The organism is Streptomyces sp. NPDC026092 (assembly GCF_040638605.1).
Lineage (GTDB): Bacteria > Actinomycetota > Actinomycetes > Streptomycetales > Streptomycetaceae > Streptomyces.
This window is the reverse complement of record NZ_JBEZYN010000015.1, coordinates 158296-184168: the sequence shown is the minus strand read 5'-3', so window position 1 is coordinate 184168 and position 25873 is coordinate 158296. Positions and strand designations below refer to the sequence as shown.

The following is a 25873-nucleotide window of genomic DNA, read 5'->3' as shown; positions in this document are numbered from 1 at the left end:
ACTCACCGGATGACGCAAAAGCGACCGGTCCACCCCTTGTTCCCAAGGGAGGACCGGCCCGTGATGCCCTCGTTACGCGTTTCGCACGGCTTCTCTACGCGTCCTCACGCGTCCTCCGCCAATTCCAGCCACCGCATCTCCAACTCCTCGCGCTCCCCCGAGAGTTCCCGGAGCTCCGCGTCGATCTTCGCGACCAGCTCGAAATCGGTCGCGTTCTCGGCGATGCGGGCGTGCAGCTTCGCCTCCTTCTCGGAGACCTTGTCCAGCTGCCGCTCGACCTTCTGCAACTCCTTCTTCGCGGCGCGCGCGTCGGCCGCCGAGACGCCCGGCTTCGCCTGCGCGGCCGCGGCGGCCGGGGCGGCGGACGGGACCGACGCCTCGATCATCTTCAGGCGCCGCTCCAGGTACTCGTCGATGCCGCGCGGCAGCATCCGCAGCGTCTGGTCGCCGAGCAGCGCGAACGTGCGGTCGGTGGTCCGCTCGATGAAGAACCGGTCGTGGGAGATGACGACCATGGAGCCCGGCCAGCCGTCGAGGAGGTCCTCCAGCTGGGTCAGGGTCTCGATGTCCAGGTCGTTGGTGGGCTCGTCGAGGAAGAGGACGTTCGGCTCGTCCATCAGCAGGCGCAGCAGCTGGAGCCGGCGGCGCTCGCCACCGGAGAGGTCGCCGACCGGCGTCCACTGCTTCTCCTTCGAGAAGCCGAACTGCTCGCAGAGCTGACCGGCGGACATCTCCCGGCCCTTGCCGAGGTCGACCCGGTCGCGGATCTGCTGGACGGCCTCCAGGACCCGCAGCGTGGCGGGGAGTTCGGTGACGTCCTGGGAGAGGTACGCGAGCCGTACGGTCTTGCCGACGACGACCTTCCCGTCGGCGGGCTGCGTCTCGCCCTGGGTGACGGCGGCGTCCGCGAGCGCCCGCAGGAGGGAGGTCTTGCCGGCGCCGTTGACGCCGACCAGGCCGATGCGGTCGCCGGGGCCGAGCTGCCAGGTGAGGTGCTTGAGCAGCGTCTTGGGGCCGGCGGTGACGGTGACGTTCTCCAGGTCGAAGACCGTCTTGCCGAGCCGGGCGTTGGCGAACTTCATCAGCTCGGAGGTGTCGCGCGGCGGCGGCACGTCGGCGATGAGCTCGTTGGCGGCCTCGATGCGGTAGCGGGGCTTGGAGGTGCGGGCGGGGGCGCCGCGCCGCAGCCAGGCGAGCTCCTTGCGCATCAGGTTCTGCCGCTTGGTCTCCTCCGTCGCCGCCCTGCGCTCGCGCTCGGCGCGGGCGAAGACGTAGTCGGAGTAGCCGCCCTCGTACTCGTGGACGTCACCGCGCTGGACGTCCCACATGCGGGTGCAGACCTGGTCGAGGAACCAGCGGTCGTGGGTGACGCAGACGAGCGCGGAACGGCGCGTCTGGAGGTGCTTGGCGAGCCAGGCGATGCCCTCGACGTCGAGGTGGTTGGTGGGCTCGTCCAGGATGAGCAGGTCCTGGTCCTCGATGAGGAGCTTGGCCAGCGCGATCCGGCGGCGCTCGCCACCGGAGAGCGGGCCGATGATCGTGTCGAGGCCCTTCTCGAAGCCGGGCAGGTCGAGCCCGCCGAAGAGCCCGGTGAGCACGTCGCGGATCTTCGCGCTGCCGGCCCACTCGTGGTCGGCCATGACGCCGATGACCTCGTGCCGGATGGTGGCGGCCGGGTCGAGCGAGTCGTGCTGCGTGAGCACCCCGAGCCGCAGCCCGCCGCTGTGCGTGACGCGGCCGGTGTCGGCCTCCTCCAGCTTGGCGAGCATCCGGATGAGGGTGGTCTTGCCGTCTCCGTTGCGGCCCACGACCCCGATCCGGTCGCCCTCGGACACGCCGAGCGAGACACCGTCGAGCAGGGCACGTGTGCCGTACACCTTGCTGACAGCCTCGACATTGACCAGGTTGACGGCCACTTTGACTCCTGAAGCGGGGAATGGATCGAGGTCCAAGGGTAGACGCCGGGCCGAGGCGACGGCGTCCGGCGTTCCTCCCGCCCGCAGGAGGCACTGGGCGTGCCTAGCAACGGTTGAGGTTGCCGCTTCCTCCGGTGGTCTTGTCGGCGAAGACCCAGCCCTCGGTCTCGGTGTTCTGGATACGGGCCCAGATCCACTTGTTGCCGTGGGCGTTGGTGACGTAGCAGTGGTAGTAGATCTTCGCGCCGTCCTTGACCGGGGACGTCCAGCCGCAGTCCGCGTACGGCCCGGTGTAGAGGTGGGAGTTCTGCGACAGGTAGCCGAAGCCGTCGCTGCGGTTGGCGTGGGTCCAGCCGGTGCACGCCGTCGAGACCGGGGTGGGCTTCGTCGCCGTGGCGGTGGGCGTGGGCTTCCCGGACGTGGACGGCTTCGCGGAGGGGCTCGCGGACGGCTTGTCGCCGGGCTTCTGCGTGGGAGTCGGCTCGGTGGGGGTGGCGGACCGGGTCTCGCCGGGGTCCATGGACGTCAGGTCCCCCGGGGAGGTCGGCTGATCGTCGCCCGCGCCGCCGCCGGTACCGGACAGGTCGCCGTCGGCCGGCGCGTTCGCCGCGGGCGGCGCCGCCTGCGAGCCGCCGCCGCCCGGCTCGTCGCCGGTGTTCATGAGCGCGTAGGCGACGCCGCCGCCCACGAGGACGGTGGCGACCGCGGCCGCGAGGACGGTACGGGTACGACGGCGCCGGGCGCGCACGACCTCGGTGCGGCTCTCGGAGCGGCCCGCGGGCGGGGCGGGCTGCGGGGCGCCGGGGATGGGGGCGGCGGCCGGGTGCGGGTACTGCTGCGGGCCCGGGTGCGGGTGCGGGGCAGGCTGCGCGTACGGCTGCTGGAACGGTTCGGCGGCGGGACCGAAGGCACCGGGCGGGGCCTGTACGGGAGCGGGAGCCGGGGTCTGTAGGGGTACGGGCCCGGGCGCGAGGTTCGTCGTCACGTCCGGCGTCGCGCCCGCGGCGACCGCCTCCAGCATTTCGCGGGCCCGAGCGGCGTCGGGCCGCTGCCGCGGGTCCTTGGCCATGAGCGCCCGCAGCACGGGGGCGAGCGGCCCGGCGCGCAGGGGCTCCGGCAGGGGCTCGCCGACGATCGCCGCGAGCGTGGACCAGACCGAGGTGCGGCGGAAGGCGGAGGCGCCCTCCACGGCCGCGTACAGCGTCATGCCGAGCGCCCAGATGTCCGAGGCGGCCCCCGGCTCCTGGCCCTGCGCGCGCTCGGGCGGGAGGTAGTCGAGGGAGCCGACGATCTGGCCGCTCTGGGTCAGCTTGGCGAGGGCCTCGTCGCCGGAGGTGTCCATGCTGGCGATGCCGAAGTCGGTGAGCACGACACGGCCTCCCTGCTCCAGGAGCACGTTCCCCGGCTTGACGTCCCGGTGCAGGACCCCGGCCCGGTGAGCCGCGTCGAGCGCGTCCATCAGCCGGGCGCCGATCGCGGCGGCCTCGCGCGGGTCCAGCGGGCCGCGCTCGGTGAGGACGTCGTCCAGGGAGGGCCCGTCGACCAGCTCCATGACGATGACGGGCAGCCCGCGCTCCTCGATCACGTCGTGGACGGTGACCACACCGCTGTGCCGGATCCGGGCGGCGGCCTGCGCCTCCCGCTCCATCCGGACCCGGAGGTCGGCCAGTTCGGCGGGCGAGGCGTCGGTGAAGGCCCGCAGGACCTTGACCGCGACCTCGCGGTTCAGCACCTGGTCCACCGCCCGGGCGACCACGCCCATGCCACCGCGCCCGATCGTCGCGGTCACGCGGTACCGCCCGCCGAGAACCTCGCCGACCAGCTCCGCGCCGTTCGCCCCCGTCACCCGCACCCGCCCCGATCAGATCGTCGTACCGCTCACAGCAAGGCCACCAGCGTAGGCGCAGCCGACCGGACCCCCGTCAACGGCCGGGACTTCCTCACCTGACCCTCACTCAGGCAGGACGTGACCCCCGCCCCACCCGCTCCACGAGCAGCCAGCCGACGAGGGCCATCGCGACCGCCGCCGGGGCGGTGATCCGGAGGGCGACCAGGGTGGCCGAGCGGCCCTCCAGGAGCCCGCCGAAGCCGACCATCGACAAGCCGAGGATGCCGAAGAGGGCCAGGGTGATGCCGAGGGCGGCGACGGGACCGCCGCCGTTCGGGCTCGTGGGCGCGGCCCGTCGGGCGGGCGGGCGCTCGAAGCGGCGGAAGGCGGCGACCAGCAGGCCCGTGAGGACGGCCGCGGCGGCGATCCGGAGCGGGACCTGCGCCCACCAGGCGCCGGTCGCGGGCGCGGGCAGCGTGACGTCGAGGGCGAGGAGGGCGCCGTACACGCCGAGCATGGCGGTCAGGTGCCACAGGAAGGCGGTCATGGCGATCCCGTTGGCGACGACGACCTTGTGCCAGACCCCGGCGCGGGCGACGAACCGGGCGCCCGGGCCCTTCAGCAGCTCGACCGCGCCGACCAGCCAGAGGCCGTGCGCGAGGAGCGCCAGGGTCGGCGGGGCCATGTTGGAGACCTTCTCGCCGGGCATCCCGACCATGGAGAGCGGGTACGGGCCGAGGGCGACGAGCCCGGCGGCGGCGAGCAGCCCGGCGCCGGCGAGGACGCCGGGGAGCCGGATCATGCCGTCGGCGCGCAGGAAGCCGAGCTGGTGGATCGCCAGCCAGACGAAGGCGAAGTTCAGGAACTCGACGAAGGGCACGTCGAACGCGAAGCGGAGCACGTCCACGGCGACCGCCCCGCCCACGAGCGCGCCGAAGGCGCCCCATCCCCACCGCTCGTGCAGCTTCACGAGCGGCGGCGTGAACGCGACCATCGCGAGGTAGATCCCGATGAACCACAGCGGCTGCGTGACGAGCCGCAGCGCGACCCCGGTCAGCCCGCCGTCGGCCCCGAGGAGCTGTATCACCAGCGCGGCGGCGCCCCACACCCCGACGAACACCATGGTCGGCCGCAGCAGCCGCTGGAGCCGGGCGCGCAGGAAGCTCGCGTACGCGGGGCGGGAGCGGTAGGCCAGGGCGTGCGAGAAGCCGCCGACGAAGAAGAAGACCGGCATGACCTGGAGCGCCCAGGTGACGACCTGGAGTTCGGGCACGACGGCGAGCAGATTGCCGACCGACCCGTCGGAGGTCACCGCCGCCATCAGCCAGTGCCCGAGGACGACGACCGCGAGCGAGGCGACCCGCAGCAGATCGACGTACCGGTCACGCGTCGCGGGCGTGGCGGCGGCGAGCTCCCGCGCGCTGACGCCCCTGACTCCGTTGTTTCCCATACGCGTACGGTCGCGCGCCCACCCCACGGCCCGTCAGGGCGCGGATACTCAACCGGCCTCTGAGTACGTGCGGCGCGAAACCCCGCGCCTCACAGGAAGGCGCCGAGGACCATCCGCAGGAGCAGGAGGGAGTGGATGATCACCCCGGTCATGAGGGCCGCGCTGGTGAATCTGCGGAGCAGCTGGACCGCCAGGACGACGGACGTCGCCAGGCCGGCCGCCATGACGAGGAGCAGCAACATGTAGAGCACGCCGACGATGCCCCCCATGCTGCCGTCGGCCGTCGAGACCAGGACGCTCAGGACCACGTACGTGACGATCGCCTGCGGCAGGCCGAGCAGCAGGATGACCCACATCCGGCGCGCGTAGGCGGGGGGCAGCGGGGGCCGGAAGCGCGGGCCCTGCGTCCCGGTCCGCGGCTGCGCCGTCCCGGCGGAGGGTGACAAGGGCGGCTTCGGAGGCACCGGCGGGACGCCTGGCGGTACGGGGCCGGGCGGTACGGCGCCAGGCGGTACGGGGCCGGGCGGTACGGGGCCGGGCGGTACGGGACTGGACGGTACGCCGCCATGCGGTACCCCGTCCGCGTTGTTCCCGCCCGCGCCGACCACGTCCGTCAGCAGCGCGGCGAAGGCGGTGTCCCGGGCGATCTCGTCCGCCAGGACCTCCGCGGCGATCGAGGCGGCCGCTTCACCGGGCTCGTGCCGCAGCCGTTCCAGCGCCGCCTCGCCCAGCTTGCCGCGGCTGAGCCGGTCCTCGACGAGCACCCGGACCTTCGCCTGCCGCTCGGCCCCCTCCTGGGTGGCGGGCCTGCCCTCCGTCAGCAACCGGATCGCCGCACGCGCCAGTTCCCTACCGTGCATCCCAGCCTCCCCCAGCCGATCATCACCGAGGCCGAGCCTATCCGGATCAACTCCCTTAACCCATGGGTTCGTTGGAAGCCGAGGGACGGAGCCGCCGCCCTAGCCGGCGTTCGGCTTCCACTCCTCGGCGAGGAGCCCGAGCAGCACCTCGTCGAGGAACTCGCCCATCACCCACGCCGAGGAGCGCAGGACGCCCTCGCGGACGAAGCCGTTGCGCTCGGCTGAGCGGAGCATGGCCGCGTTGTCCGCGAGCGTCTCGATGCCCAGCCGCTGCAGCCCGCGCACGACGAAGCCGTAGTGGCAGAGCACCGCGACCACGTCGGTGCCGTAGCCCTTCCCACGGGCGGCCGGCAGCAGGCCGAGGCCGATGTGCGCGGAGCGGTTGTGGGTGTCGATGCCCCACAGCGTCGCGGTGCCGACGAGCGTGCCGCCCTCCAGCTCGACGACGGAGAACGGGACGTGCCCCTGCTCCTTGTCGTCCACCACGAGCCGCGGATCCTTCGAGCCGGGCGTGATCGGCCGCCACGGGCCGCTCTCGGCCCGCGAGCCGTTGACCGCGTCGTCGTAGAGCTCGGTCCGCAGGATCGGGATGTCTTCCTCGTGCCGGGCCCTGAGCCCGATCTTGGTTCCCCTCAGCATGCGAGCTTCCTATCCGACCGGGTTCACCGACCGCAATCGGATTAAGGGCCGGTCAGAGGAGCACGGCTCCGGGGGCCGGGGACGTCGCCACGCGCGCGGTGCGGCAGGTGCCGGAGGCGATCAGGGCGTCGGCGACCGCGCGGGCCGCGTCCTCGTCCTTCACCAGGAACGCGGTCGTCGGCCCGGAGCCCGAGACCAGGGCGGCCAGGGCGCCGGCCGCCGTACCCGCCTCCAGGGTGGCCGTCAGGGACGGGCGCAGGGAGACGGCCGCCGGCTGGAGGTCGTTCGCCAGGGCGCCGGCCAGGGCGGTCGCGTCGCCGGTGCGCAGGGCGTCCAGGAGCGCGGGCGACGCGGCCGGTTCGGGGACGGTGACGCCCTCGTTGAGGCGGTCGAACTCGCCGTACACCGCCGGTGTCGAAAGCCCGCCGTCGGCGACGGCGAAGACCCAGTGGAAGCCGCCGCCCACCGGGAGCTCGGTCAGCCGCTCACCGCGGCCGACGCCGAGCGCCGCCCCGCCGACGAGGCTGAACGGCACGTCGCTGCCGAGCTCCGCGCAGATCTCCAGAAGTTCGGCGCGGGAGCTGTTCAGGCCCCAGAGCGCGTCGCACGCGAGCAGCGCGCCCGCACCGTCCGCGCTGCCGCCCGCCATGCCGCCGGCGACCGGGATGTCCTTGGCGATGTGGAGGTGCACGTCCGGGGAGATCCCGTGCCGGGCGGCGAGCAGCTCGGCGGCGCGCGCGGCCAGGTTGGTGCGGTCCAGGGGGACCTTGTCCGCGTCGGGACCCTCGCAGGTGATCGTCAGCTCGGCGGCGGGCGTCGCCGTCACCTCGTCGTGGAGGGAGACGGCGAGAAAGACGTTCGCCAGGTCGTGAAACCCGTCGGCCCGCGCCCCACCGACGGCCAGCTGCACGTTGACCTTGGCGGGCACCCGCACGGTGACACGGGGCGCACCCGGCTCCGTACCAGCGCCCACGGCCATCCCCGTCCCCGTACCCGTCCCGCTCACGCCTTCGCCTCCGCGATCCTCGCGAACTCCTCCACCGTCAGCGACTCGCCGCGCGCCTGCGGCGAGACGCCGGCCTTCACCAGGGCCTCCTCCGCCGCGGCGGGCGAGCCCGCCCAGCCGGCGAGGGCGGCGCGGAGGGTCTTGCGGCGCTGCGCGAAGGCCGCGTCGACGACCGCGAAGACCTCGCGCTTGGAGGCGGTCGTCGCGACCGGCTCCGTGCGGCGGACCAGCGAGACCAGGCCCGAGTCGACGTTCGGGGCGGGCCAGAAGACGTTGCGGCCGATCGAGCCGGCCCGCTTCACGTCGGCGTACCAGTTCGCCTTCACCGACGGCACGCCGTACACCTTGTTGCCCGGCTTGGCCGCCAGCCGGTCCGCGACCTCCGCCTGGACCATGACGAGCGTCCGCTCGATGGTCGGGAAGCGGTCGAGCATGTGCAGCAGGACGGGCACGGCCACGTTGTACGGGAGGTTCGCGACCAGGGCCGTGGGCGGCGGGCCCGGCAGCTCCTGGACGTCCATGGCGTCGGAGTGGACCAGGGCGAACCGGTCCTTCTTCTCCGGCAGCCGCGCCGCGATCGTCGACGGCAGCGCGCCCGCCAGGATGTCGTCGATCTCGACGGCCGTCACCCGGTCCGCCGCTTCGAGCAGCGCCAGGGTCAGCGAGCCGAGCCCGGGGCCCACCTCCACGACCACGTCGTCGGGGCGCACCTCGGCCGTGCGGACGATCCGCCGGACCGTGTTGGCGTCGATGACGAAGTTCTGCCCCTTCTGCTTCGTGGGGCGCACGCCAAGGGCTGCTGCCAGTTCACGGATGTCGGCGGGGCCGAGGAGGGCGTCGGGGCCTTCGGGGCCGGTGGTGGTGCTCACCGGTACAGCCTACGGCTCACCGGTGGAGGCGTCGGCCGCAGTGGGGCCAGGGGCTCGCGCCCCGCTGCACGTACAGCTTCTTCGCCCGGAACGTCTGCTCGGAGGCGGGCGCGTTCTGGGCGACGCCGCTGCCGCCGAGCGAGCGCCAGGTGCCGGGGTCGAACTGGTAGAGCCCGCCGTACGTCCCCGAGGGGTCGACCGCGTTCGGCCGGCCGCCGGACTCGCAGGCGGCGAGCGCGCCCCAGTCGAGCCCGTCCGCGCCCGCGACGGAGGTGGGCAGCGGCCGGGTGCCGACCTTCACCTTCTGGGTGACGGGCTCGCGGACGATCTCCTCGCCGGTCTTCCTCGGCTTCTGCCGGACGCCGTTGACGGTCCGGAGGCTGTACGTGACACGGCGCACGCCCTGGACACCCTGCCGTTCGACGACCTCCGTGCCCGCGAAGAGCTCGGGGTCGCGGGTCCGCTCGACGGCGTACGGGATCGGCTCCTCGCGGATCTCCTGGGTGCCGGTGATCCGCATGACGGTGATCGTCTGGCCGTCGCGCGGGAAGGAGCCGGGCGGCACGGAGGTGGTGTCCTGGCCGGAGAGGGTGATCCCGGCCTCCTCGACGGCCTCGCGGACGGTGGCGGCGTTGGTGCGCAGGGTCCGCTCGCGGCCGTCGGCGAGGAGGGTGACGGTCCGTTCCGTCCGGACGTCGAGAGTGAGGCCCCGGCGGGAGATGGGCGCGGAGCGGGAGACGGAGAGGTAGGCGCCCTCGGCCCGTACCCCGAGCTGGCGCAGCGCGCCGTCGACGGTCCTGGCGGTCGTCCACACCTGGCGGCGCCGGCCGTCGAGGGTGAGGGCGACCGGCCGGCCGTAGCGGACGACGACCTCGTCGCCGCTGGCCAGGTCGGCGCCGGGGGCCGGGGCGACGATGTCGTGGGAGCCGACGGCGAGCCCCTCGTCGGCGAGCAGCTCCTCGACGTCGTCGGCGAAGGTGTGCAGGGTCCGCGGGACGCCGTCGACGGAGAGCCGGATCGCCTTGTCGTTGGCGACGAAGGCGCTGGTGCCGCCGGCCAGGAAGGCGACGACCAGGGCCTGCGGGACGATGCGCCGCAGGCTCTCGGCAGGGCCCGACCTGGCCTTGCGGCGGCGGGCCGCGCGCCGGGCCTCGACGCGCGAGCCCGGGGCCTGGGCCTGGCCCTGGGGCGGGAGGAGGACCGCCGCCTGCGTCAGCTGGTCGTGGACGGACACGGGCGCCGGCGTCGGCGCCGGCTCCGAACGCCGCGGGGAGCGGTGACTGCCCTGGGAAGTGCTCACGAGGCCGGGACCCTAGCCCCGGCGGCGATCACTCTCCAAAACGACCCGGCTACTGCACGTAACCGTTACGCAAGGGTGATCTCGGGAGGCCTCAGTAGTCGAAGGCGCGGGCCGTGTTCACCCCGATCGCCTCGCACAGCTCCTCCTCCGAGATCCCGCGCACGGCGGCCATCGCGCGGACGGTCACCGGGATGAGGTACGGCGCGTTCGGCCGCCCCCGGTACGGGGCGGGGGTCAGGAACGGGGCGTCCGTCTCGACCAGGACGAGGTCGAGCGGGGCGACGGCGAGGGCGTCGCGCAGCGGCTGGGCGTTCTTGAAGGTCATGTTGCCGGCGAAGGACATGTAGTAGCCCTTGGCGGCGCAGATCGCGGCCATCTCGGCGTCGCCGGAGTAGCAGTGGAAGACGGTCCGCTCCGGCGCGCCCTCCTCGTCCAGGACCCGCAGGACGTCGGCATGGGCGTCGCGGTCGTGGATGACGAGCGCCTTGCCGTGGCGCTTGGCGATCTCGATGTGGGCGCGGAAGGAGCGTTCCTGGGCGGCCATGCCCTCGGGTCCCGTACGGAAGCGGTCCAGGCCGGTCTCGCCGACGGCGCGGACGTACGGCAGGGCGGCGAGCCGGTCGATCTCGGCGAGCGCGTCGTCCAGGGCCGCGTCCCCGCCCGCGTCGCGGGCGCCCTGCCGGGACCAGCCGTCGGGGTCGCCGAGGACGATCCGGGGCGCCTCGTTGGGGTGCAGGGCGACGGCGGCGTGCACGTGCTCGTGGGCGGCGGCGGTCTCGGCGGCCCACTGGGAGCCCTTGATGTCGCAGCCGACCTGGACGACGGTCGTGACGCCGACGGCGGCGGCCTTGGTGAGGGCCTCCTCGACGGTGCCGGACTGCATGTCCAGGTGCGTGTGGGAATCCGCCACCGGGAGGGGGAGCGGCTCGGGCAGCGGCGGCGGGGCGTCCTTCGAACTCATGGCCCCGATCGTACGAGGGCCATGAGTTCACCCGCGCGAAGGCCCGGTAGGGCTCGGTGCTCAGTGCTTGCGCTGGAAGGGCCGCAGCAGGTCCGACAGGCGCCAGCCCCGGGACTCCTCCTCCGTGACGTGCACGGGCCCGGGGACGTCACCCGTCGGGGCGGCCGGGCCCTCCTCGCGCTCCAGGTCCTGCCCGATCGGCCCCGCCATGCCGATCGGTCCAGCCGGGGTCGCGGGCCTGCGCGCCGTACCGGAGACGTTCCGGTGATGGGACTGCTCCCACGAGTTCAGGACCGAGGAAACCTGCCCCGCGCGCATGATGCGGACGACATGTCCGCTGCAGTTCATGCAGGTCGGACTGGACAGCGGTGAGGGAACCCGCTCACCACCGGCCTTGTAGACGATGAATTCCTGGCCGGCGGCGTCGACGTGGTGCTCGATGTCGTACGCCTGCTCCCAGCCGTACCCGCAACGCATGCAGGCGAAGGCGTACGCCTCGTGGGCGACGGGTATGCCGGTGCCGGTGATCTCACTCATGCCAGCTCCTCTCCACTGATCAGTGGACGCCTTTTCGGGCCGGAGCGCATCAGCGCCGGTCGAACAATGGAAGGGTCTTTTGCCTTCCCTTGCTCTCAGGCCTTCAAGGAGCCTGCCGCGCGGGTTTCGCTTTGCTTTTCACGATAGCTCTTTACCGATTCGAGGGCTCCTCAAGGCTTTACCGCTTTCGCGTCGGCGTTCTTAGCGGCGACGACGGCGTCGAAGACCTCGCGCTTGGGCAGGCCCGCGTCGGCGGCGACCGCCGCGATGGCCTCCTTGCGCCGCTCCCCCGCCTCCTCGCGCACCCGCACCCTGCGCACCAGCTCCTCGGCGTCCAGCTCGGCGGGGGCGGCCTCCGGGGCGCCCTCGACGACGACGGTGATCTCGCCCCGTACGCCGTCCTTGGCCCATTCGGCGAGCTCGCCGAGGCCGCCGCGCTTGACCTCCTCGTACGTCTTGGTCAGCTCGCGGCAGACGGCGGCGCGGCGCTCGGCGCCGAAGACCTCGGCCATCGCGGCGAGGGTGTCGTCGAGCCGGTGCGGGGCCTCGAAGTAGACGAGGGTGCGGCGCTCGTCGGCGACCTCGCGGAGCCGGCCGAGGCGCTCGCCGGCCTTGCGGGGCAGGAAGCCCTCGAAGCAGAAGCGGTCCACGGGCAGCCCGGAGAGGGCGAGCGCGGTCAGCACGGCGGAGGGGCCGGGGACGGCGGTGACCTTGATGTCCTGCTCGACGGCGGCGGCGACGAGCCGGTAGCCGGGGTCGGAGACCGAGGGCATGCCGGCGTCGGTGACGAGGAGCACGCGGGCGCCGCCGACGAGGGCTTCGACCAGTTCGGGCGTACGGGCGGACTCGTTGCCCTCGAAGTAGGAGACGACCCGGCCGGAGGTGTGCACGCCGAGGGCCCTGGTCAGGCCGCGCAGCCGCCGGGTGTCCTCGGCCGCGACGATGTCGGCGCTCTCCAGCTCGGTCGCGAGCCGCGGCGGCGCGTCCGCGATGTCCCCGATGGGCGTTCCTGCGAGTACCAGCGTTCCTGTCACAAGGGTCATCCTCGCAGCCCGGACGGAGGACTCGCACAGAAGCGTTCCCTACGATGGCGCGGTGACCAGTACCGCACCGGAGACCCTGCAGGGTCAGCGCGCCGTGGAAGAGCCCCCGTCGTGGCAGCAGCGTCTGCGGCGCTTCGGCTACACGCCCCCACCGAAGAGCGTCGCGGGCCCGGGCCTCCGGGAGCGTCTCGTACCGCCGTACACGCGCCCCTCGCCGCGGATGTGGTCGCTGCTCGGGCTTTCGGCGGGCGCCGGGGAGCGGGTGTGGCGGCTGGCCGGCTGGGGCGGTCCGCTGCTCGTGGCGCTGGTCGCGGGCGTGCTGCGGTTCTGGAACCTGGGCAAGCCGCACGCGGTGATATTCGACGAGACGTATTACGCGAAGGACTCCTGGGCGCTGATCAACCAGGGGTACGAGGGTGCGTGGCCGAAGGACATCGACAAGTCGATCCTGAACGACCCGGACTCGGTCCTGATCCCGACGGACCCGGGCTATGTCGTCCATCCGCCGATGGGCAAATGGGTCATCGGTCTGGGCGAGAAGCTCATCGGCTTCGAGCCGTTCGGCTGGCGCTTCATGGTGGCGCTGCTGGGCACGCTGTCGGTGCTCATGCTCTGCCGGATCGGCAGACGCCTGTTCCGCTCCACGTTCCTGGGCTGCCTGGCGGGCCTGCTGCTGGCGGTGGACGGCCTGCACTTCGTGATGAGCCGTACGGCGCTGCTCGACCAGGTCCTGATGTTCTTCGTGCTCGCGTCGTTCGCGTGCCTGGTCCTGGACAGGGACTGGGCGAGGCGGCGGCTCGCGGCGGCGCTCCCGGTGGACGAGGAGGGGGTGCTGCGGCCTGACGCGGACGTGGCGGAGACACTGCGTCTCGGCTGGCGGCCGTGGCGGCTCGCGGCGGGGGTGTCGCTGGGGCTCGCGGCGGCGACGAAGTGGAACGGCCTGTACGTGATGGTCGCCTTCGGGCTCCTCACGGTCCTGTGGGACGTGGGCGGCCGGCGCACGGCGGGCGCGGTGCGCCCGTACCTCGCGGTGATCAAGCGCGACCTGGTACCGGCGTTCGTCTCTGTCGTACCGGTCGCAATCGTCACGTACCTGGTGACGTGGACGGGCTGGATCGTCACGGACAAGGGCTACTTCCGCAATTGGGCGGCGGAACAGGACAAGGTGAACGGCGGCGGCTTCTGGTCCGCCGTCCTCCCGGACTGGCTGCGGAGCCTGTGGCACTACGAGAGCGAGGTCTACACGTTCCACGTGGGCCTGAACTCGCCGCACACGTACGAGTCGAACCCGTGGAGCTGGATCGTCCTGGGCCGCCCGGTCTCGTACTTCTACGAGTCCCCGGCCCCCGGCACGGCGGGCTGCCCGTCGACCGCGACGGAGAAGTGCGCCCAGGAGGTCCTGGCCCTCGGCACGCCCCTCCTGTGGTGGGCGGCCTGCTTCGCGATCCTGTACGTCCTGTGGCGCTGGTTCTTCCGCCGCGACTGGCGCGCGGGCGCGATCGCCTGCGGCATCGCGGCGGGCTGGCTCCCGTGGTTCCTCTACCAGGAACGCACGATCTTCCTCTTCTACGCGGTGGTCTTCGTCCCGTTCCTGTGCCTGGCGGTCACGATGATGCTCGGCGCGATGATCGGCCCAGCAGGCTCCTCGGAACGCCGCCGCACCTTCGGCGCGGTGGGGGCGGGAGTCCTGGTCCTGCTCATCGTCTGGAACTTCATCTACTTCTGGCCGATCTACACGGGCACGTCGATCCCGATGGACCAGTGGCGGAATCGGATGTGGCTGGACACGTGGGTCTAGCGGGACCCGCAGGTCGGGCCGTCACCATCCGATGTCACAGGCCTCGCCTACGGTGCGCCCATGAGCGTTCCCGAGGTCATCCCGATCGGTCACGAGCCTGACTACCGCACAAGCACCATCGGCCGGTGGCAGGGCGGCCAGTTCTTCGCGTCGGTCACCTCGACCCTTCCCGAGGGCCCGCTTGGCGACGACTGGCAGTCCCAGAAGCGTTGGTGCGCGGTGCTCCATCGGTTCGACGGCGCCGGCCGGCACCTGGACTCGCGCATCCAGTTCACCGGCACAACGGCGGACGGCGAAAGGAAAGTGATCGCCGCCGCGCTCCAGCTACTGGACGCGTGGCTGGACGCTCTTCCGGAGCGGGCGTACGAGGACATCGCGATCGCCCCCTTTGCCGTCCGGTTCGAGGGAGCCCTGTTCGGCCTGGTCCTGGAGGGACGCGAGGAGGGCGGGGAAGAGGACAGCGTGTGGGCCGAGTTCTATCCCGACGGCCTGGGCTTCAGCCCGCCCTGGGACGGCCAGTACGACACCTGAGCCCGAGCCGACGAGAGGTCGCCGACCACCGGCGGACCGCTGCTCGCGCCTGACCGGCCGACGGACCGGCCGACGGACCGTCACGCCGATCATCGCCGGGCGGATCGTCGTCTCAGCTCGCTTCGGGTGCCTCCAGGCGATCCGGCATCGCCTTCGTGGTTGCGCCGCGCCGGATCAGCTTGCGTGTCTCGACGCAGCACTCCCTGACTCCGCAGACGCCCAGCACGATGTACGGCACGAGCCAAGGCAGCGACCGCTCTTCGGCGGCCCCGAAGCAGAACGCGAGCAGACCCACCAGGAGCGGCGCACCGGCCTTACGGAGCCACAGCTTGATCCGGTCCCGCATGTCCGCCCCCTCGACCTCACCACCCGGCAGCGGGCATGAGCATACGAGGTGGGCGGAACGGTCGCTCGCGGCGGTCCACGTGCGGCGCGGCTCGCAGGGCGCGCCCGCAGGGAAGCCGCTTACGATCTCCCGGAGATCGCTGCAGGACACAAAGCGGGGGAACATGATCGAGTACGGGTTCACGGACCGGGACGGGCGGGCGATACGTCTGGCCGAGGTGACGGACGACAACTGGCGGGCCGTTGCCGACGTCGCGCCCCAGGACGACCAGCGTCGGTTCGTCGCGGCCCTGGCCGCCCGGTACTTGCTGCTCTCCTGGCGGGGCGGGGAGTGGAACTCGCTGGCCGTGACGGCCGATGACGTGGTCGTCGGTCATGTGATGTGGGCGTACGACGACGGTGACGGCAGCCACTGGATCGGCGGGATGGTCGTCGACGCCTCCGAGCAGGGCAAGGGCGTGGGGCGTGGAGCGGTTCGCGCCTTGGTGCGGTGGCTGTCCGAGCTTCCCGACTTCCGAGAAGTCCGCCTCTCCTACCACCCCGACAACATCCCGGCCGCGCACCTCTACGAGTCGATCGGCTTCACCCTCACCGGGGAGAAGGAGGACGACGAGGTCGTCGCCGTGATGAGTGCGGGCCGGGCGGCCTGAGTTCGAGAAAGGGGCCTTCGTTCACTCGGGCTGCGCCCATTGGACGGCGGTGCCGTAGGCGACGTACGTGGCGATGAGGCCGGCGACCGGGATGATCGACACACCGAGCACCCCGTCCGCGCCGATCTTGTGGGCCTCCGTCTGCATGCTCGTCACCGCTTGCGTCGGGGTGTCCTGCGCGTATCCGGCGACGACGCCGAGCGCGGTGTGCGGATGCGGCGGTGCGGGCAGGGTCACGCTGTAGAAGCCGAGGGTGGCCTCGCGGGCGGCCCACTCCCGCTCGTTGCGCTCCTGCTGTTCCTTCTTCTGCTTGCGGTCCATCGCGCCATCCTCCCCCGTCCCGAACGCATGCTCGATGGCCACCCGTGACAAACGCTTGCCACGGGTGCTTGACTGGGGAACTTCTGAGACTGCTGGGGCTTCTGGGGAGGGGACCGCAGAGATGCGCAGTGGGGTGAAGGTCGCGATCGTCGGCGGAGTGTTCGTCGTCGTGGCGGGCGGGGTCGCCTACGGGGGATACAACCTCTGGCAGGGCGTCAACGGGGGTTCCGGTGGGGGCGTTTCCACCAAGTCGGAGGAGAAGCGGACCGGGCCCGTCACCGCGGACGAGGTGAACACCGCCGCCAAGGAGTTCCTCGCCGCGTGGGCCGCGGGCGAGCCCGAGAAGGCCGGGCAGCTGACCAACAACCCCGTCGACGCCGGGCCCGTCGTGGCCGACTTCGGCGTGGGCGCGAAGGTCTCCAAGGCCGAGATCGTCCCGGGCACGCCCGTCGGCCCGAACGTGCCGTTCACGGTGAAGGCGACCGTCACGTACGAGGGCCAGTCCAAGCCCTGGACGTACACCTCCGAACTGACCGTCGTACGCGGGACCTCCACCGGTCGGGCGCTCGTCGACTGGAAGCCGGCCGTCATCCACCCGAAGCTGACCGCGAACGCGACCCTGCACACCGGCCCCGCCAAGACCGGCGCGATCATGGCCGTCGACCGCAAGGGCGTCGAGCTGACGGCGGAGAAGTACCCCTCCCTCGGGCCGATCCTGGATCAGCTGCGCGAGAAGTACGCGGCGAAGGCCGGCGGGCAGCCGGGGGTCGAAACCTGGATCGAATCCGGCACGGACGGCGTCCCGAACACCACCCTCATCACCCATGTGAAGGGCAGGCCCGGCCGCCTGGAGACCACGATCGACGCGCAGGCGCAGGCGGCCGCCGAGAAGGCCGTGAAGCAGTACGGGGAGGCCTCGGTGGTCGCGGTCAAGCCGTCCACCGGCGAGATCCGCGCCGTCGCCAACGCCCCCTCGGCCGGCTTCAACGCGGCCTTCCAGGGCAAGCAGGCCCCCGGCTCGACGTGGAAGATCGTCACGGCGGCGATGCTCCTGGAGAAGGGGCTCGTGACCTCGAACGGCCCCGCGGAGTGTCCGCCGACCGTCCGCTACTACACCCGTACCTTCCACAACCTCGACAACTTCGCGCTCGGCACCGTCCCGTTCAAGCGGAGCTTCGCCAAGTCCTGCAACACCGCCTTCATCAAGCTGATCAACGAGGTCGACGACGACTCCGCGCTCTCCAAGGAGGCCCGGGACGTCTTCGGGATCGGCCTCGACTGGAAGACCGGCATCGTCTCCTCCGACGGCTCCGTCCCCGAGGAGACGCAGGGCGCGGCGGCGGAGCAGTACATCGGGCAGGGCACGGTCCAGATGAACGCCCTCAACATCGCCTCCGTCACCGCCACCGCGAAGTACGGCACCTTCAAGCAGCCGTTCCTGGTGTCGCAGGAGCTGGACGGGCGGCCGTTCGCCAAGGCCGCGCGCTCCCTCTCGCCCTCCGTCTCGAGCCAGCTGCGCGCCATGATGCGGGCCGCGGCGACCGGCGAGGGCACGGCCGCGGGGGCGATGGCCTCGGTCGGCGGGGCGGAGAAGGGCGCGAAGACCGGCTCGGCGGAGGTCGACGGCCAGGCCACCTCCAACAGCTGGTTCACCGGCTACTCCGACGACCTCTCGGCGGCGGCCGTCGTCCAGTCGGGCGGGCATGGTGGGGACGCGGCCGGGAAGGTCGTGGCGAGCGTGTTGCGGGCGGGGTGAGGGTCGGGGTCCCCGTCGGGGACCCCCCACCCATCTCACTCGGCGAATGCAGTCGCGTGGCCCGTACACCGAACGCTAGCGTGCGGGCCATGAGCTCACCCGAATCCCCCGCGCACCCCCAGCTCGCCGCTGCCCTGGCCGCACTCGGCCTCGACCCCGAGATCCGGCGCTTCCCCGACGAGACCCGTACCGCCGTCCAGGCCGCCGAGGCCATCGGCTGCGAGCCGGCCGAGATCGTCAAGTCGCTGGTCTTCGCGGCGGACGGGGTGCCGGTGCTCGTGCTGATGGACGGTGCGTCGAGGGTGGACGTGGAGCGGGTGCGCGCGGAGCTCGGTGCCGAGGCCGTGACGCGGGTCGACGCGAAGGTCGTCCGGGAGACGACCGGGTACGCGATCGGGGGCGTCCCGCCGTTCGGGCACCGCACCCGGACCCGCGTCCTGGCCGACCGGGGGCTGCTCGACCACGCCGTGGTGTGGGCGGCCGCGGGCAACCCGCACACCGTGTTCGCCCTCGACCCGAAGTCGCTGATCGCCCACGCGGGCGGCGCGCTGGTGGACGTCCGCGAGCGGACCGCGTGACCCCCCTGGTCGTCGCTGCGGTGCTGCTCGCCGCCGTGACCCACGCCGCCTGGAACGCGATGGCCCACACCATCCGCGACCAGCTGCTCTCCTTCACCCTGATATCCGGCGGCGGCGCGCTGATCGGTGGCGTCGCCGCCGTCTTCGTACCGCTGCCGGCGGCCGGGGCGTGGCCGTACCTGATCGCCTCCGCCGTGCTGCACGTGGCGTACATGATGCTGCTGATGCGGTCGTTCACGCTGGGCGACTTCGGGCAGATGTATCCGATCGCCCGCGGTACGGCCCCGCTGGCGGTGACGTTCCTCGCGGCGGTCTTCGTCGACGAGATCCCCAGCGTCCCGCAGCTCACCGGTGTCGCGGTCGCCTGCGCGGGCCTGACCGGCCTCGCCCTGTGGGGCATCCGGGGCTCGGGCCGGCGCCCCGACTGGGCGGCGCTGCTCGCGGCCGGGACGACGGGCCTGGCCATCGCGGGCTACACGGTCGTCGACGGCGTCGGCGTCCGCGCCTCCGGCACACCGCTCGGGTACATCGCCTGGCTGATGGTCCTGGAGGGCGTGGCCATCCCGGCGTACGCCCTGTGGACCCGGCGGCGGACCCTGCTGACCCAGCTCCGCCCGTACGCCGCCCGGGGGCTGTGCGGGGCGGCCCTGTCGGTCGCCGCGTACGGACTCGTGCTCTGGGCCCAGACGCGGGCACCGCTGGCGCCGATCGCGGCGCTGCGGGAGTCGTCGATCATCGTGGGGGCGGCGATCGGGGCGGTGTTCTTCAAGGAGCGGTTCGGGGGGCCGAGGATCGCGGCGGCGGGGCTGATGGTGGTCGGGATCGGCCTGATGCTGACGACTGCCTGAGCCGGCTCTCGCACGCGGCCCTCAGCGCAGGTCGAGCCGCATCAGGACGCGGGGGTGGCCGGCAAGGACGGACGTGGTGTCGGCGGCGTGGACGAACCCGGCGCGTTCGAAGTTCTTCCGCAGCCCGGCGTACGCCATCGTCAGGTCGACCTTCGCGTCCCCGTTGTCGAGCGGGTACGCCTCGATCGCCGGGGCGCCGCCCGCGCGGGCGAACTCGACGGCGCCGGTGATGAGGGCGTGCGAGATGCCCTGCTTCCGGTGGCCGGGGCGGACCCGGACGCACCACAGCGACCAGACCGGCAGGTCGTCGACGTACGGGATCTTCCGGCTGCGCGCGAAGGAGGTGTCCGCGCGGGGCGCGACGGCGGCCCAGCCGACGGGCTCGTCGCCGTCGTAGGCGATGACGCCCGGCGCGTGCGCGCCCTTGCACAGCTCGGCGACGTACGCACCGCGCTCGGGTCCGCGCAGCTCGTTGTTGAGCTTGGACGGGATGCGGTAGCTCAGGCACCAGCAGACATTGGCGTCCGGCGACTTCGGGCCGAGCACGGCACGGACGTCCTCGAAGACGGAGGCGGGACGCACGTCGATGGTCATGAGACCCACGATGGCACGACTTGCGCTTGCCGCCACGTCAACTCCTACGGTCGTGTGCGGGCCGGAACATCCGGCCCGGCGATGGAAGGAAGAACCGGTCATGGCCTGGTCGATCGCGGAGGTGGCCCGGATGTCCGGGGTGACGTCCCGGACCCTGCGGCACTACGACGAGATCGGCCTGTTGCCGCCCGCGTGGATCGGGAGCAACGGGCACCGCCACTACGAGGAGGCGGACCTGCTGCGGCTGCAGCAGATCCTGCTGATGCGGGAGCTGGGCCTGGGGCTGCGCGAGGTCCGCGCGGTCCTGGACAGCCGGGCGGACCGGGTGACCGTGCTGCGCGAGCACCACGAGCGGCTGCTGAGCGAGCGGAACCGGCTGGACACGCTCGTACGGACGGTGGGCCGGACCATCGCCGCGCTTGAGTCGGACGACAAGGACGAGGACACGATGACGAAGATCAACAGGCCGGAGAACCTCTTCGAGGGCTTCGCGCCCTCGGCGGAGGTCGGCGCGGCGCTCGACGCGGAGGTGCGCGAGCGGTGGCCGGAGGCGTGGGAGGAGGCGCGGCCGGCGAGGGAGGCGATGACGGCGGAGGACCAGGAGCGGTGGCAGCGGGAGGTGACGGCGCAGATGGTCCGCTTCGCGGAGCTGATGGCGGCGGGCACCCCGGTCACGGACGCGGTGGTCCAGTCCGAGGTGGACGCCCACTACCGGGACGTCAGCCGCTTCTGGACGCCGACGGCGGAGGCGTACAAGGGCCTGGCCCGGACGTACGTCGAGGACGCCCGCTTCCGCGCGAACTTCGACCGGATCGCGGAGGGCCTGGCGGAGTACCAGCGGGACGCGATGACGGCGTACGCGGAGGAGCGCCTGAGCTGAGGCCGGGCGCGTAAGGAACGGGTCGGGGGGCTGCAGACCCTCGGCGCTCCTGTCGGCGCCTGCTGCCGGCCCCGTCAGAACTCCCCGAGCACTTCGGAGAAATGCGTGTTGACGGCGAGCAACCCACCATCCACCCGAAGGGTGGTCCCGGTGACCCAAGCGGCATCTCCGGAGGCGAGGAAGGCGACGGCGGCGGCGACGTCCTCCGGCTTCCCGACCCGTCCGAGCGGGTAGACGCGCTCGGCGAGCGCGGCCAGTTGCTCCGGCCGGGACTCCCACCCGCGGGTGGCGATGGTGCCGGGGGTGACCTGGTTGACCCGGACGCCGAGCGGGGCGGCTTCGCCGGCGAGGGTACGGGTGAAGGAGGCCAGACCGGCCTTGGCGGCGCTGTAGGCGTGGTTGCCGAAGTACGCCTCGGCGTTGACGGACCCGATGTTGACGATCGCCCCTCGCCCGCCGGCGGCGGCGAGCAACGGCATGGCGGCCCGCGCGCACCGGACGGCCCCCAGGAGGGTCACGTCGAACTGCTCGCGCCACTCGTCGTCGGTGTCCTCGGCCCGGTCGGGCGCGAAGGCGTTGTTGACGAGCACATCGAGCCGCCCGAACTCCTCACCGGCGTACGCGACGGCCGCCGCCACCGAGTCGGCGTCCCCCACATCACACCGCACGACCCGCACGCCACTCACGTCCCCGAAGGCCTTGTGCGCGGCCCCTTCATCCACATCGGCGACGACAATGCGCGCCCCTTCACCAAGCAGCCGCCGCACCACGGCGGCCCCAATCCCCTGAGCCCCACCGGTGACGAACGCCGAGTACCCCTGAAACCTGTCCATCCCCCGATCACACACCCGACCGACCGGGCCGCACCAGGTGTACGGCTCGACCCGTACCCCGGTCGGTCGTGATACGTTGCGGCCGCCGTGCGTCACCATGCGACATGAGGAGGTGAGACCGATCAACGCTTCGACAGAGACAGGTCGGGACTCCCTCCTTCGCATGGCCTAGGGAGCCCGAAGAAGGCATCCCGAAAGGCTGGAACGCTATGCGCTTCCTCTCTGAGACGTCGTCGGACGGCGTCCGCGAACAACTCTTCATGCTCGGCGAGATCCCCGGTGTCCTGTGGACGCCCGACGGGGCCGTCGGTGCACGGCCGTTGGTGGTCATGGGGCACGGCGGTGGGCAGCACAAGAAGGCGCCCGGGGTGGTGTTCCGGGCGCGGCGGTTCGTCGTGGAGTGCGGGTTCGCCGTGGTGGCGGTCGATGTGCCCGCTCATGGGGACCGGCCGAAGGTCGAGGAGTTCGACCGGATCGTGGCCGAGAACCAGGCGCGGGTGGAGGCGGGCGAGGAGTTGGCGCCGCTGATGGCCGACTTCCAGGCGCTCGTGGCCCGGCAGACCGTGCCGGAGTGGCGGTCGGCCGTCGACGCGGTGCAGGAGCTCGACCACGTGGGCGTCGCGCCCGTGGGGTACTGGGGCGTCTCCTTGGGCTGCGGGCTCGGCGTACCGTTCGTCGCCGCCGAACCCCGGGTCCGCGCGGCGGTCCTGGGCCTCGGCGGCGCCCTGGCCACGGCCGAGGCCGCCGCCCGGATCACCGTCCCCGTCGAGTTCCTGGTCCAGTGGGACGACGAACGCGTTCCCAGGGAGCTGAGCCTGGCCCTCTTCGACGCCCTGGGGTCCGCGGAGAAATCGCTGCACGCCAACCCGGGCAAACACGGGGAGATCCCGGCCTTCGAACTCGACAGCACCGTACGGTTCTTCGCCCGGCATCTGCGCTAGTCGCCTGCGGGGCGCGCCCGATCGGCGCGCCCCGTGCCGGCTACTACACGCCCGTCCTGCCGTCGACGAGTTCGCGGATGACGTCGAGGTGGCCGTTGTGGCGGGAGGTTTCCTCGATGAGGTGGAGGTAGATCCAGCGGAGGTCCACGTGGCGGCCGTCGCGGATGGGGCGTTTGGCCTGGGTGTTCAGGTCGTGGTCGGCGAGGAGGGTGCGGTAGTGGGCGCTCTGTTCCTCGTACTCGGCGAGGAGTTGAGGCAGCGGGATGTCGACCGCCGTCCGCATCTCCGGGTCGGGGTCCTCCTCCGTCGCCTCGGCGAGCGGGCCCCCGTCCTCCTTGCCCAGGAAGACCACGTGCACCCACCAGTGCTCCACCCAGCGCAGATGGCTGATCAGGCCGCACAGCGTCATCAGCGGCGAGCCGGGGAGCGGGGCCTTGCGGGCGTCTTCCGGGGAGACTCCCTCGCACTTGGCGCGTGCCGTGTCACGGGCGTAGTCGAGGAAGGTGTTCAGCTGCGTGCGCTCGTCCCAGGTGGGAGGCGTATCGGTTCGTTGAGTCATCGCCGGAAGTGTGCAGCCCGGCCGAGGGGTGTGTCGACTGGATATGTCGGGCCCCCGCGCGTTTACGTGTCCGCGTCCAGGCTCGTCCGTACCGCGCGTACCAGCGCCTGGGCCCTCGGGTCCGCCGTCACCGTCTTGCGCATGCCGTTCGTGACGTAGCCGAAGGCGATCGACGACTCCGGGTCCGCGAAGGCCAGGGAGCCGCCTCGGCCCGGGTGGCCGAAGGAGGTGGGGCCGAGGAGCGGGGACGCCGGGCCGTGGAGCATGTGGCCCAGGCCGAAGCGGGTGCCGACCATCAGCACGCGGTCGGGGCCCGCGGACTCCTCCGTACGCGCCAGGGTGAGCGTCGCCGGGGCGAAGAGGCGGGGGCCGCCGTCGACCGGGCCGAGGGTCGAGGCGTAGAAGCGGGCGAGGGCGCGGGCCGTCGAGACGCCGCCCGAGCCCGGGAGTTCGGCCGCCCGGTAGACCTGGTCGTTCTCGTCCGGCTTGGGGTCGATCACCCCGAAGGCGCGCCGCGTCAGCGAGTTCGGGTCCCGGTACGCCTCGGTCACCGAGCGCTTGGGGCGGAGCTTCAGCGCCCCGCTGTCCGGCGGTTCGAGCTCCTCGATCGCACCGAGCCGGCCGACCCGGTGCGCCTCGTCGGCCGGCAGGCCTATCCAGAGGTCCAGGCCCAGCGGGCGGGCGACCTCCTCGGCGACCCAGCGCCCGATCGTGCGGCCGGTGACCCGGTGGACCAGGCCGGAGAGCAGCCAGCTGAAGGTGTGCGCGTGGTAGCCGTGGGCCGTTCCCGGTGCCCAGACCGGAGCCTGCGCGGCGATCGCCGCCTGGGCGACCGCCGGGTCGACGGCCTCGGCGAGGGTCAGCGGGTGGTCGAGGACCGGCACCCCGGCCTGGTGTGCGAGCAGCTGCCGTACGCTCACCCGCTCCTTGCCGGCCGCCTTGAACTCGGGCCAGTACGTGCCGACCGGCGCGTCCAGGTCGAGCTGGCCGCGCTGGTGGAGCAGCAGCGGTACGGCCGCCGCGACGCCCTTGGTCGCCGAACGGACCACCTGCGCGGTGTCCACGGCCCACGGGACCTGGCCGGCACCTTCCCCGCTGTGAGCGTCCCTGGTCCCCGCCCACAGGTCGACGACCTTCATCCCGTCGCGGTACACGGCGACCGCCGCGCCCCGCTCGCCCCGGTGCTCGAAGTTGCGCAGGAACGCGTCCCTGACCGGCTCGAACCCCGCCGCCACCGTGCCCCGGACGTCCATGTCCCCACACCCCTTCCCGCTCACCTGCTCCCATGGTGCAACGTCGACCCGAAGGCTCCGATTCCGGGGTCAGGCGGTCGCCCTCGGCACGAAGCCGTACGGGAGCTCCAAGCGGTTCCGCGTCATCAGCTCCTCGTCCGCGAGGATCTCCGCCGTCGGGCCGTCGCCCGCGATGACGCCCTCGCTGAGGATGACCGAGCGCGGGCAGAGCTCCAGGGCGTACGGGAGGTCATGGGTGACCATCAGGACGGTCACGTCCAGCGAGCGCAGGACGTCCGCGAGCTCGCGGCGCGAGGCCGGGTCCAGGTTGGACGAGGGCTCGTCCAGGACCAGGATCTCCGGCTCCATCGCGAGGACGGTCGCCACCGCCACCCGCCGCCGCTGCCCGAACGACAGGTGGTGCGGCGGCCGGTCCGCGTACTCCGCCATGCCGACCCGGGCGAGCGCCTTCGTGACCACGGCCTCGAGCTCCGCCCCGCGCAGTCCGGCCGCCGCGGGGCCGAAGGCGACGTCCTCGCGGACGGTCGGCATGAACAGCTGGTCGTCCGGGTCCTGGAAGACGATCCCGACCCGGCGCCGGATCTCGGCCAGGTTTCGCTTCTCCACCGGCAGCCCGGCGACGGCGACCGTGCCCGCGCCGCCGGTGAGGATGCCGTTGAGGTGGAGGACGAGGGTGGTCTTGCCCGCGCCGTTGGGGCCGAGCAGCGCGACCCGCTCGCCGCGCCCGACGGTCAGGTCGACGCCGAAGAGGGCCTGGTGGCCGTCGGGGTAGGCGTACGCGAGACCGCGGACTTCCAACGAAGGTGCAGTGGTCATCGGAGCGTCCATCCCAGGAGGCAGATCAGCAGTGCGGTGAGCGGCAGAGAGGCCGCCCGGAGCCATTGGGCCCGAGTCGCGGTGACCTCGTCGATGACCGGCATGGAGCCGGTGTACCCCCGGCTGACCATCGCGAGATGGACGCGTTCACCGCGCTCGTACGAGCGGATGAAGAGCGCGCCCGCGGACTTGGCGAGGACGCCCCAGTGCCGGACGCCCCGCGCCTCGAAGCCGCGCGAGCGGCGGGCGATCGACATCCGGCGCATCTCGTCCGTGATCACATCGCCGTACCGGATCATGAAGGAGGCGATCTGGACGAGGAGCGGCGGGAGCTTCAGCCGCTGGAGGCCGAGGATCAGCTCGCGCAGCTCGGTGGTGGAGGCCAGGATCACGGAGGCGGCGACGCCGAGGGTGCCCTTGGCGAGGACGTTCCAGGCGCCCCACAGGCCGGGGACGGAGAGGGAGATCCCGAGGACCTCCGTCCGCTCGCCCGGCACCACGAAGGGCATGAGGACCGCGAAGGCCACGAACGGGACCTCGATCAGGAGCCTGCGCAGCAGGAACCCGGCCGGGATCCCGGCCCGCGCGGCGACGAGCGCGAGGAGCAGGGCGTAGCCGCCGAAGGCCCAGATCGCCTCGCGGGGCGTGGAGACCACGACCACCACGAAGGCGAGGACGGCGGCGAGCTTGGTGTGCGGGGGCAGCGCGTGGACCGGCGAGTCGCCTCGCCGGTACAGCTTGTGCGCGTGCCCCGCCCCCAT

At 72.4% G+C, this 25873-nt stretch carries 27 protein-coding genes; 8 read left to right on the top strand and 19 right to left on the bottom strand.

Translation table 11 applies throughout. The features are described from left to right. Positions 1 to 104: 104 nt before the first annotated feature. The 11 genes from AB0F56_RS24370 to rsmI all read right to left on the bottom strand — a co-directional run bounded on the left by AB0F56_RS24370 (position 105) and on the right by rsmI (position 12409). Positions 105 to 1916, bottom strand: coding sequence for an ABC-F family ATP-binding cassette domain-containing protein (locus tag AB0F56_RS24370; protein WP_362013243.1), 1812 nt, complete (start codon positions 1914 to 1916; stop codon positions 105 to 107). A gap of 103 nt (positions 1917 to 2019) precedes the next feature. Beyond that, positions 2020 to 3762 carry a serine/threonine-protein kinase gene (locus AB0F56_RS24365; RefSeq protein WP_362013241.1) on the bottom strand — a complete coding sequence of 581 codons (1743 nt, stop codon included), beginning with the start codon at positions 3760 to 3762 and terminating at the stop codon, positions 2020 to 2022. 109 nt (positions 3763 to 3871) lie between these two features. Further along, on the bottom strand, positions 3872 to 5194 hold the full coding sequence (locus tag AB0F56_RS24360) for an acyltransferase family protein (RefSeq protein ID WP_362013239.1): 1323 nt from the start codon (positions 5192 to 5194) through the stop codon (positions 3872 to 3874). Between the two features lie 89 nt (positions 5195 to 5283). Further along, positions 5284 to 6054 (bottom strand): hypothetical protein, encoded by a 771-nt coding sequence (locus AB0F56_RS24355; protein WP_362013237.1) that lies wholly within the window; start codon positions 6052 to 6054, stop codon positions 5284 to 5286. Positions 6055 to 6153: 99 nt separating this feature from the next. Then, entirely contained in the window at positions 6154 to 6693 is a 540-nt protein-coding gene (locus tag AB0F56_RS24350) for a GNAT family protein (protein ID WP_362013235.1), read from the bottom strand. A gap of 52 nt (positions 6694 to 6745) precedes the next feature. Continuing rightward, a complete protein-coding gene (locus tag AB0F56_RS24345) occupies positions 6746 to 7666 on the bottom strand; it encodes a 4-(cytidine 5'-diphospho)-2-C-methyl-D-erythritol kinase (protein WP_362013233.1) in 921 nt (306 codons plus the stop codon). Positions 7667 to 7695: 29 nt separating this feature from the next. Continuing rightward, complete coding sequence (gene rsmA, locus AB0F56_RS24340) at positions 7696 to 8568, bottom strand: 16S rRNA (adenine(1518)-N(6)/adenine(1519)-N(6))-dimethyltransferase RsmA (RefSeq protein WP_362013232.1); 873 nt, start codon at positions 8566 to 8568, stop codon at positions 7696 to 7698. A gap of 16 nt (positions 8569 to 8584) precedes the next feature. Then, entirely contained in the window at positions 8585 to 9784 is a 1200-nt protein-coding gene (locus AB0F56_RS24335) for a ubiquitin-like domain-containing protein (protein WP_362013311.1), read from the bottom strand. A gap of 175 nt (positions 9785 to 9959) precedes the next feature. Next, positions 9960 to 10829 carry a TatD family hydrolase gene (locus AB0F56_RS24330; protein WP_362013230.1) on the bottom strand — a complete coding sequence of 290 codons (870 nt, stop codon included), beginning with the start codon at positions 10827 to 10829 and terminating at the stop codon, positions 9960 to 9962. A gap of 60 nt (positions 10830 to 10889) precedes the next feature. Beyond that, complete coding sequence (locus tag AB0F56_RS24325; protein ID WP_362013228.1) at positions 10890 to 11366, bottom strand: hypothetical protein; 477 nt, start codon at positions 11364 to 11366, stop codon at positions 10890 to 10892. Positions 11367 to 11536: 170 nt separating this feature from the next. Then, a complete protein-coding gene (rsmI, locus tag AB0F56_RS24320) occupies positions 11537 to 12409 on the bottom strand; it encodes a 16S rRNA (cytidine(1402)-2'-O)-methyltransferase (RefSeq protein ID WP_362013226.1) in 873 nt (290 codons plus the stop codon). A gap of 52 nt (positions 12410 to 12461) precedes the next feature. Between rsmI and AB0F56_RS24315 the strand changes: the two genes are divergently transcribed. Next, positions 12462 to 14207, top strand: a complete 1746-nt coding sequence (locus tag AB0F56_RS24315; protein WP_362013224.1) for a phospholipid carrier-dependent glycosyltransferase — start codon at positions 12462 to 12464, stop codon at positions 14205 to 14207. Between the two features lie 60 nt (positions 14208 to 14267). Beyond that, positions 14268 to 14738 (top strand): hypothetical protein, encoded by a 471-nt coding sequence (locus tag AB0F56_RS24310; RefSeq protein ID WP_362013222.1) that lies wholly within the window; start codon positions 14268 to 14270, stop codon positions 14736 to 14738. Between the two features lie 112 nt (positions 14739 to 14850). Here AB0F56_RS24310 and AB0F56_RS24305 read toward each other — a convergent pair whose 3' ends face one another. Next, positions 14851 to 15084 carry a hypothetical protein gene (locus AB0F56_RS24305; RefSeq protein ID WP_362013221.1) on the bottom strand — a complete coding sequence of 78 codons (234 nt, stop codon included), beginning with the start codon at positions 15082 to 15084 and terminating at the stop codon, positions 14851 to 14853. A gap of 163 nt (positions 15085 to 15247) precedes the next feature. On the opposite strand from AB0F56_RS24305, the gene AB0F56_RS24300 reads away from it, so the two are divergent. Next, positions 15248 to 15733: a GNAT family N-acetyltransferase gene (locus AB0F56_RS24300; protein WP_362013219.1), complete on the top strand. Its 486-nt coding sequence runs from the start codon at positions 15248 to 15250 to the stop codon at positions 15731 to 15733. 21 nt (positions 15734 to 15754) lie between these two features. Here the strand turns inward: AB0F56_RS24300 and AB0F56_RS24295 are convergent, their stop codons facing one another. After that, positions 15755 to 16054 (bottom strand): heavy metal-binding domain-containing protein, encoded by a 300-nt coding sequence (locus AB0F56_RS24295; RefSeq protein WP_362013217.1) that lies wholly within the window; start codon positions 16052 to 16054, stop codon positions 15755 to 15757. 121 nt (positions 16055 to 16175) lie between these two features. Here AB0F56_RS24295 and AB0F56_RS24290 point away from each other — a divergent pair, with 121 nt between their 5' ends. From AB0F56_RS24290 to AB0F56_RS24280, 3 genes are all read left to right on the top strand, one after another. Further along, positions 16176 to 17810, top strand: a complete 1635-nt coding sequence (locus AB0F56_RS24290) for a penicillin-binding transpeptidase domain-containing protein (RefSeq protein ID WP_362013215.1) — start codon at positions 16176 to 16178, stop codon at positions 17808 to 17810. Between the two features lie 89 nt (positions 17811 to 17899). Further along, positions 17900 to 18388 carry a YbaK/EbsC family protein gene (locus tag AB0F56_RS24285; RefSeq protein ID WP_362013213.1) on the top strand — a complete coding sequence of 163 codons (489 nt, stop codon included), beginning with the start codon at positions 17900 to 17902 and terminating at the stop codon, positions 18386 to 18388. Further along, on the top strand, positions 18385 to 19236 hold the full coding sequence (locus tag AB0F56_RS24280) for a DMT family transporter (protein WP_362013211.1): 852 nt from the start codon (positions 18385 to 18387) through the stop codon (positions 19234 to 19236). The genes AB0F56_RS24285 and AB0F56_RS24280 overlap by 4 nt, the downstream gene beginning before the upstream one ends. A 21-nt stretch (positions 19237 to 19257) precedes the next feature. On the opposite strand, the gene AB0F56_RS24275 is transcribed toward AB0F56_RS24280, so the two are convergent. Next, entirely contained in the window at positions 19258 to 19830 is a 573-nt protein-coding gene (locus AB0F56_RS24275) for a GNAT family N-acetyltransferase (protein ID WP_362013210.1), read from the bottom strand. A 100-nt stretch (positions 19831 to 19930) separates the two neighbouring features. Between AB0F56_RS24275 and AB0F56_RS24270 the strand changes: the two genes are divergently transcribed. Next, the gene (locus AB0F56_RS24270; RefSeq protein ID WP_362013208.1) at positions 19931 to 20710 is read left to right on the top strand and encodes a MerR family transcriptional regulator; all 780 of its coding nucleotides are present in this window, start codon (positions 19931 to 19933) and stop codon (positions 20708 to 20710) included. Positions 20711 to 20784: 74 nt separating this feature from the next. On the opposite strand, the gene AB0F56_RS24265 is transcribed toward AB0F56_RS24270, so the two are convergent. Further along, the gene (locus AB0F56_RS24265; protein ID WP_362013207.1) at positions 20785 to 21543 is read right to left on the bottom strand and encodes an SDR family NAD(P)-dependent oxidoreductase; all 759 of its coding nucleotides are present in this window, start codon (positions 21541 to 21543) and stop codon (positions 20785 to 20787) included. A 209-nt stretch (positions 21544 to 21752) separates the two neighbouring features. Between AB0F56_RS24265 and AB0F56_RS24260 the strand changes: the two genes are divergently transcribed. After that, entirely contained in the window at positions 21753 to 22484 is a 732-nt protein-coding gene (locus AB0F56_RS24260) for an alpha/beta hydrolase (protein WP_362013205.1), read from the top strand. A 43-nt stretch (positions 22485 to 22527) separates the two neighbouring features. Here AB0F56_RS24260 and AB0F56_RS24255 read toward each other — a convergent pair whose 3' ends face one another. The 4 genes from AB0F56_RS24255 to cbiQ form a co-directional block, all read right to left on the bottom strand. Beyond that, positions 22528 to 23043, bottom strand: a complete 516-nt coding sequence (locus tag AB0F56_RS24255; protein ID WP_362013203.1) for a DinB family protein — start codon at positions 23041 to 23043, stop codon at positions 22528 to 22530. Positions 23044 to 23105: 62 nt separating this feature from the next. Next, positions 23106 to 24296: a serine hydrolase domain-containing protein gene (locus tag AB0F56_RS24250; protein WP_362013201.1), complete on the bottom strand. Its 1191-nt coding sequence runs from the start codon at positions 24294 to 24296 to the stop codon at positions 23106 to 23108. A 69-nt stretch (positions 24297 to 24365) separates the two neighbouring features. After that, the gene (locus tag AB0F56_RS24245) at positions 24366 to 25112 is read right to left on the bottom strand and encodes an ABC transporter ATP-binding protein (RefSeq protein ID WP_362013199.1); all 747 of its coding nucleotides are present in this window, start codon (positions 25110 to 25112) and stop codon (positions 24366 to 24368) included. Further along, positions 25109 to 25873, bottom strand: a complete 765-nt coding sequence (gene cbiQ / locus AB0F56_RS24240; protein ID WP_362013197.1) for a cobalt ECF transporter T component CbiQ — start codon at positions 25871 to 25873, stop codon at positions 25109 to 25111. Before cbiQ ends, AB0F56_RS24245 begins: the two co-directional genes overlap by 4 nt.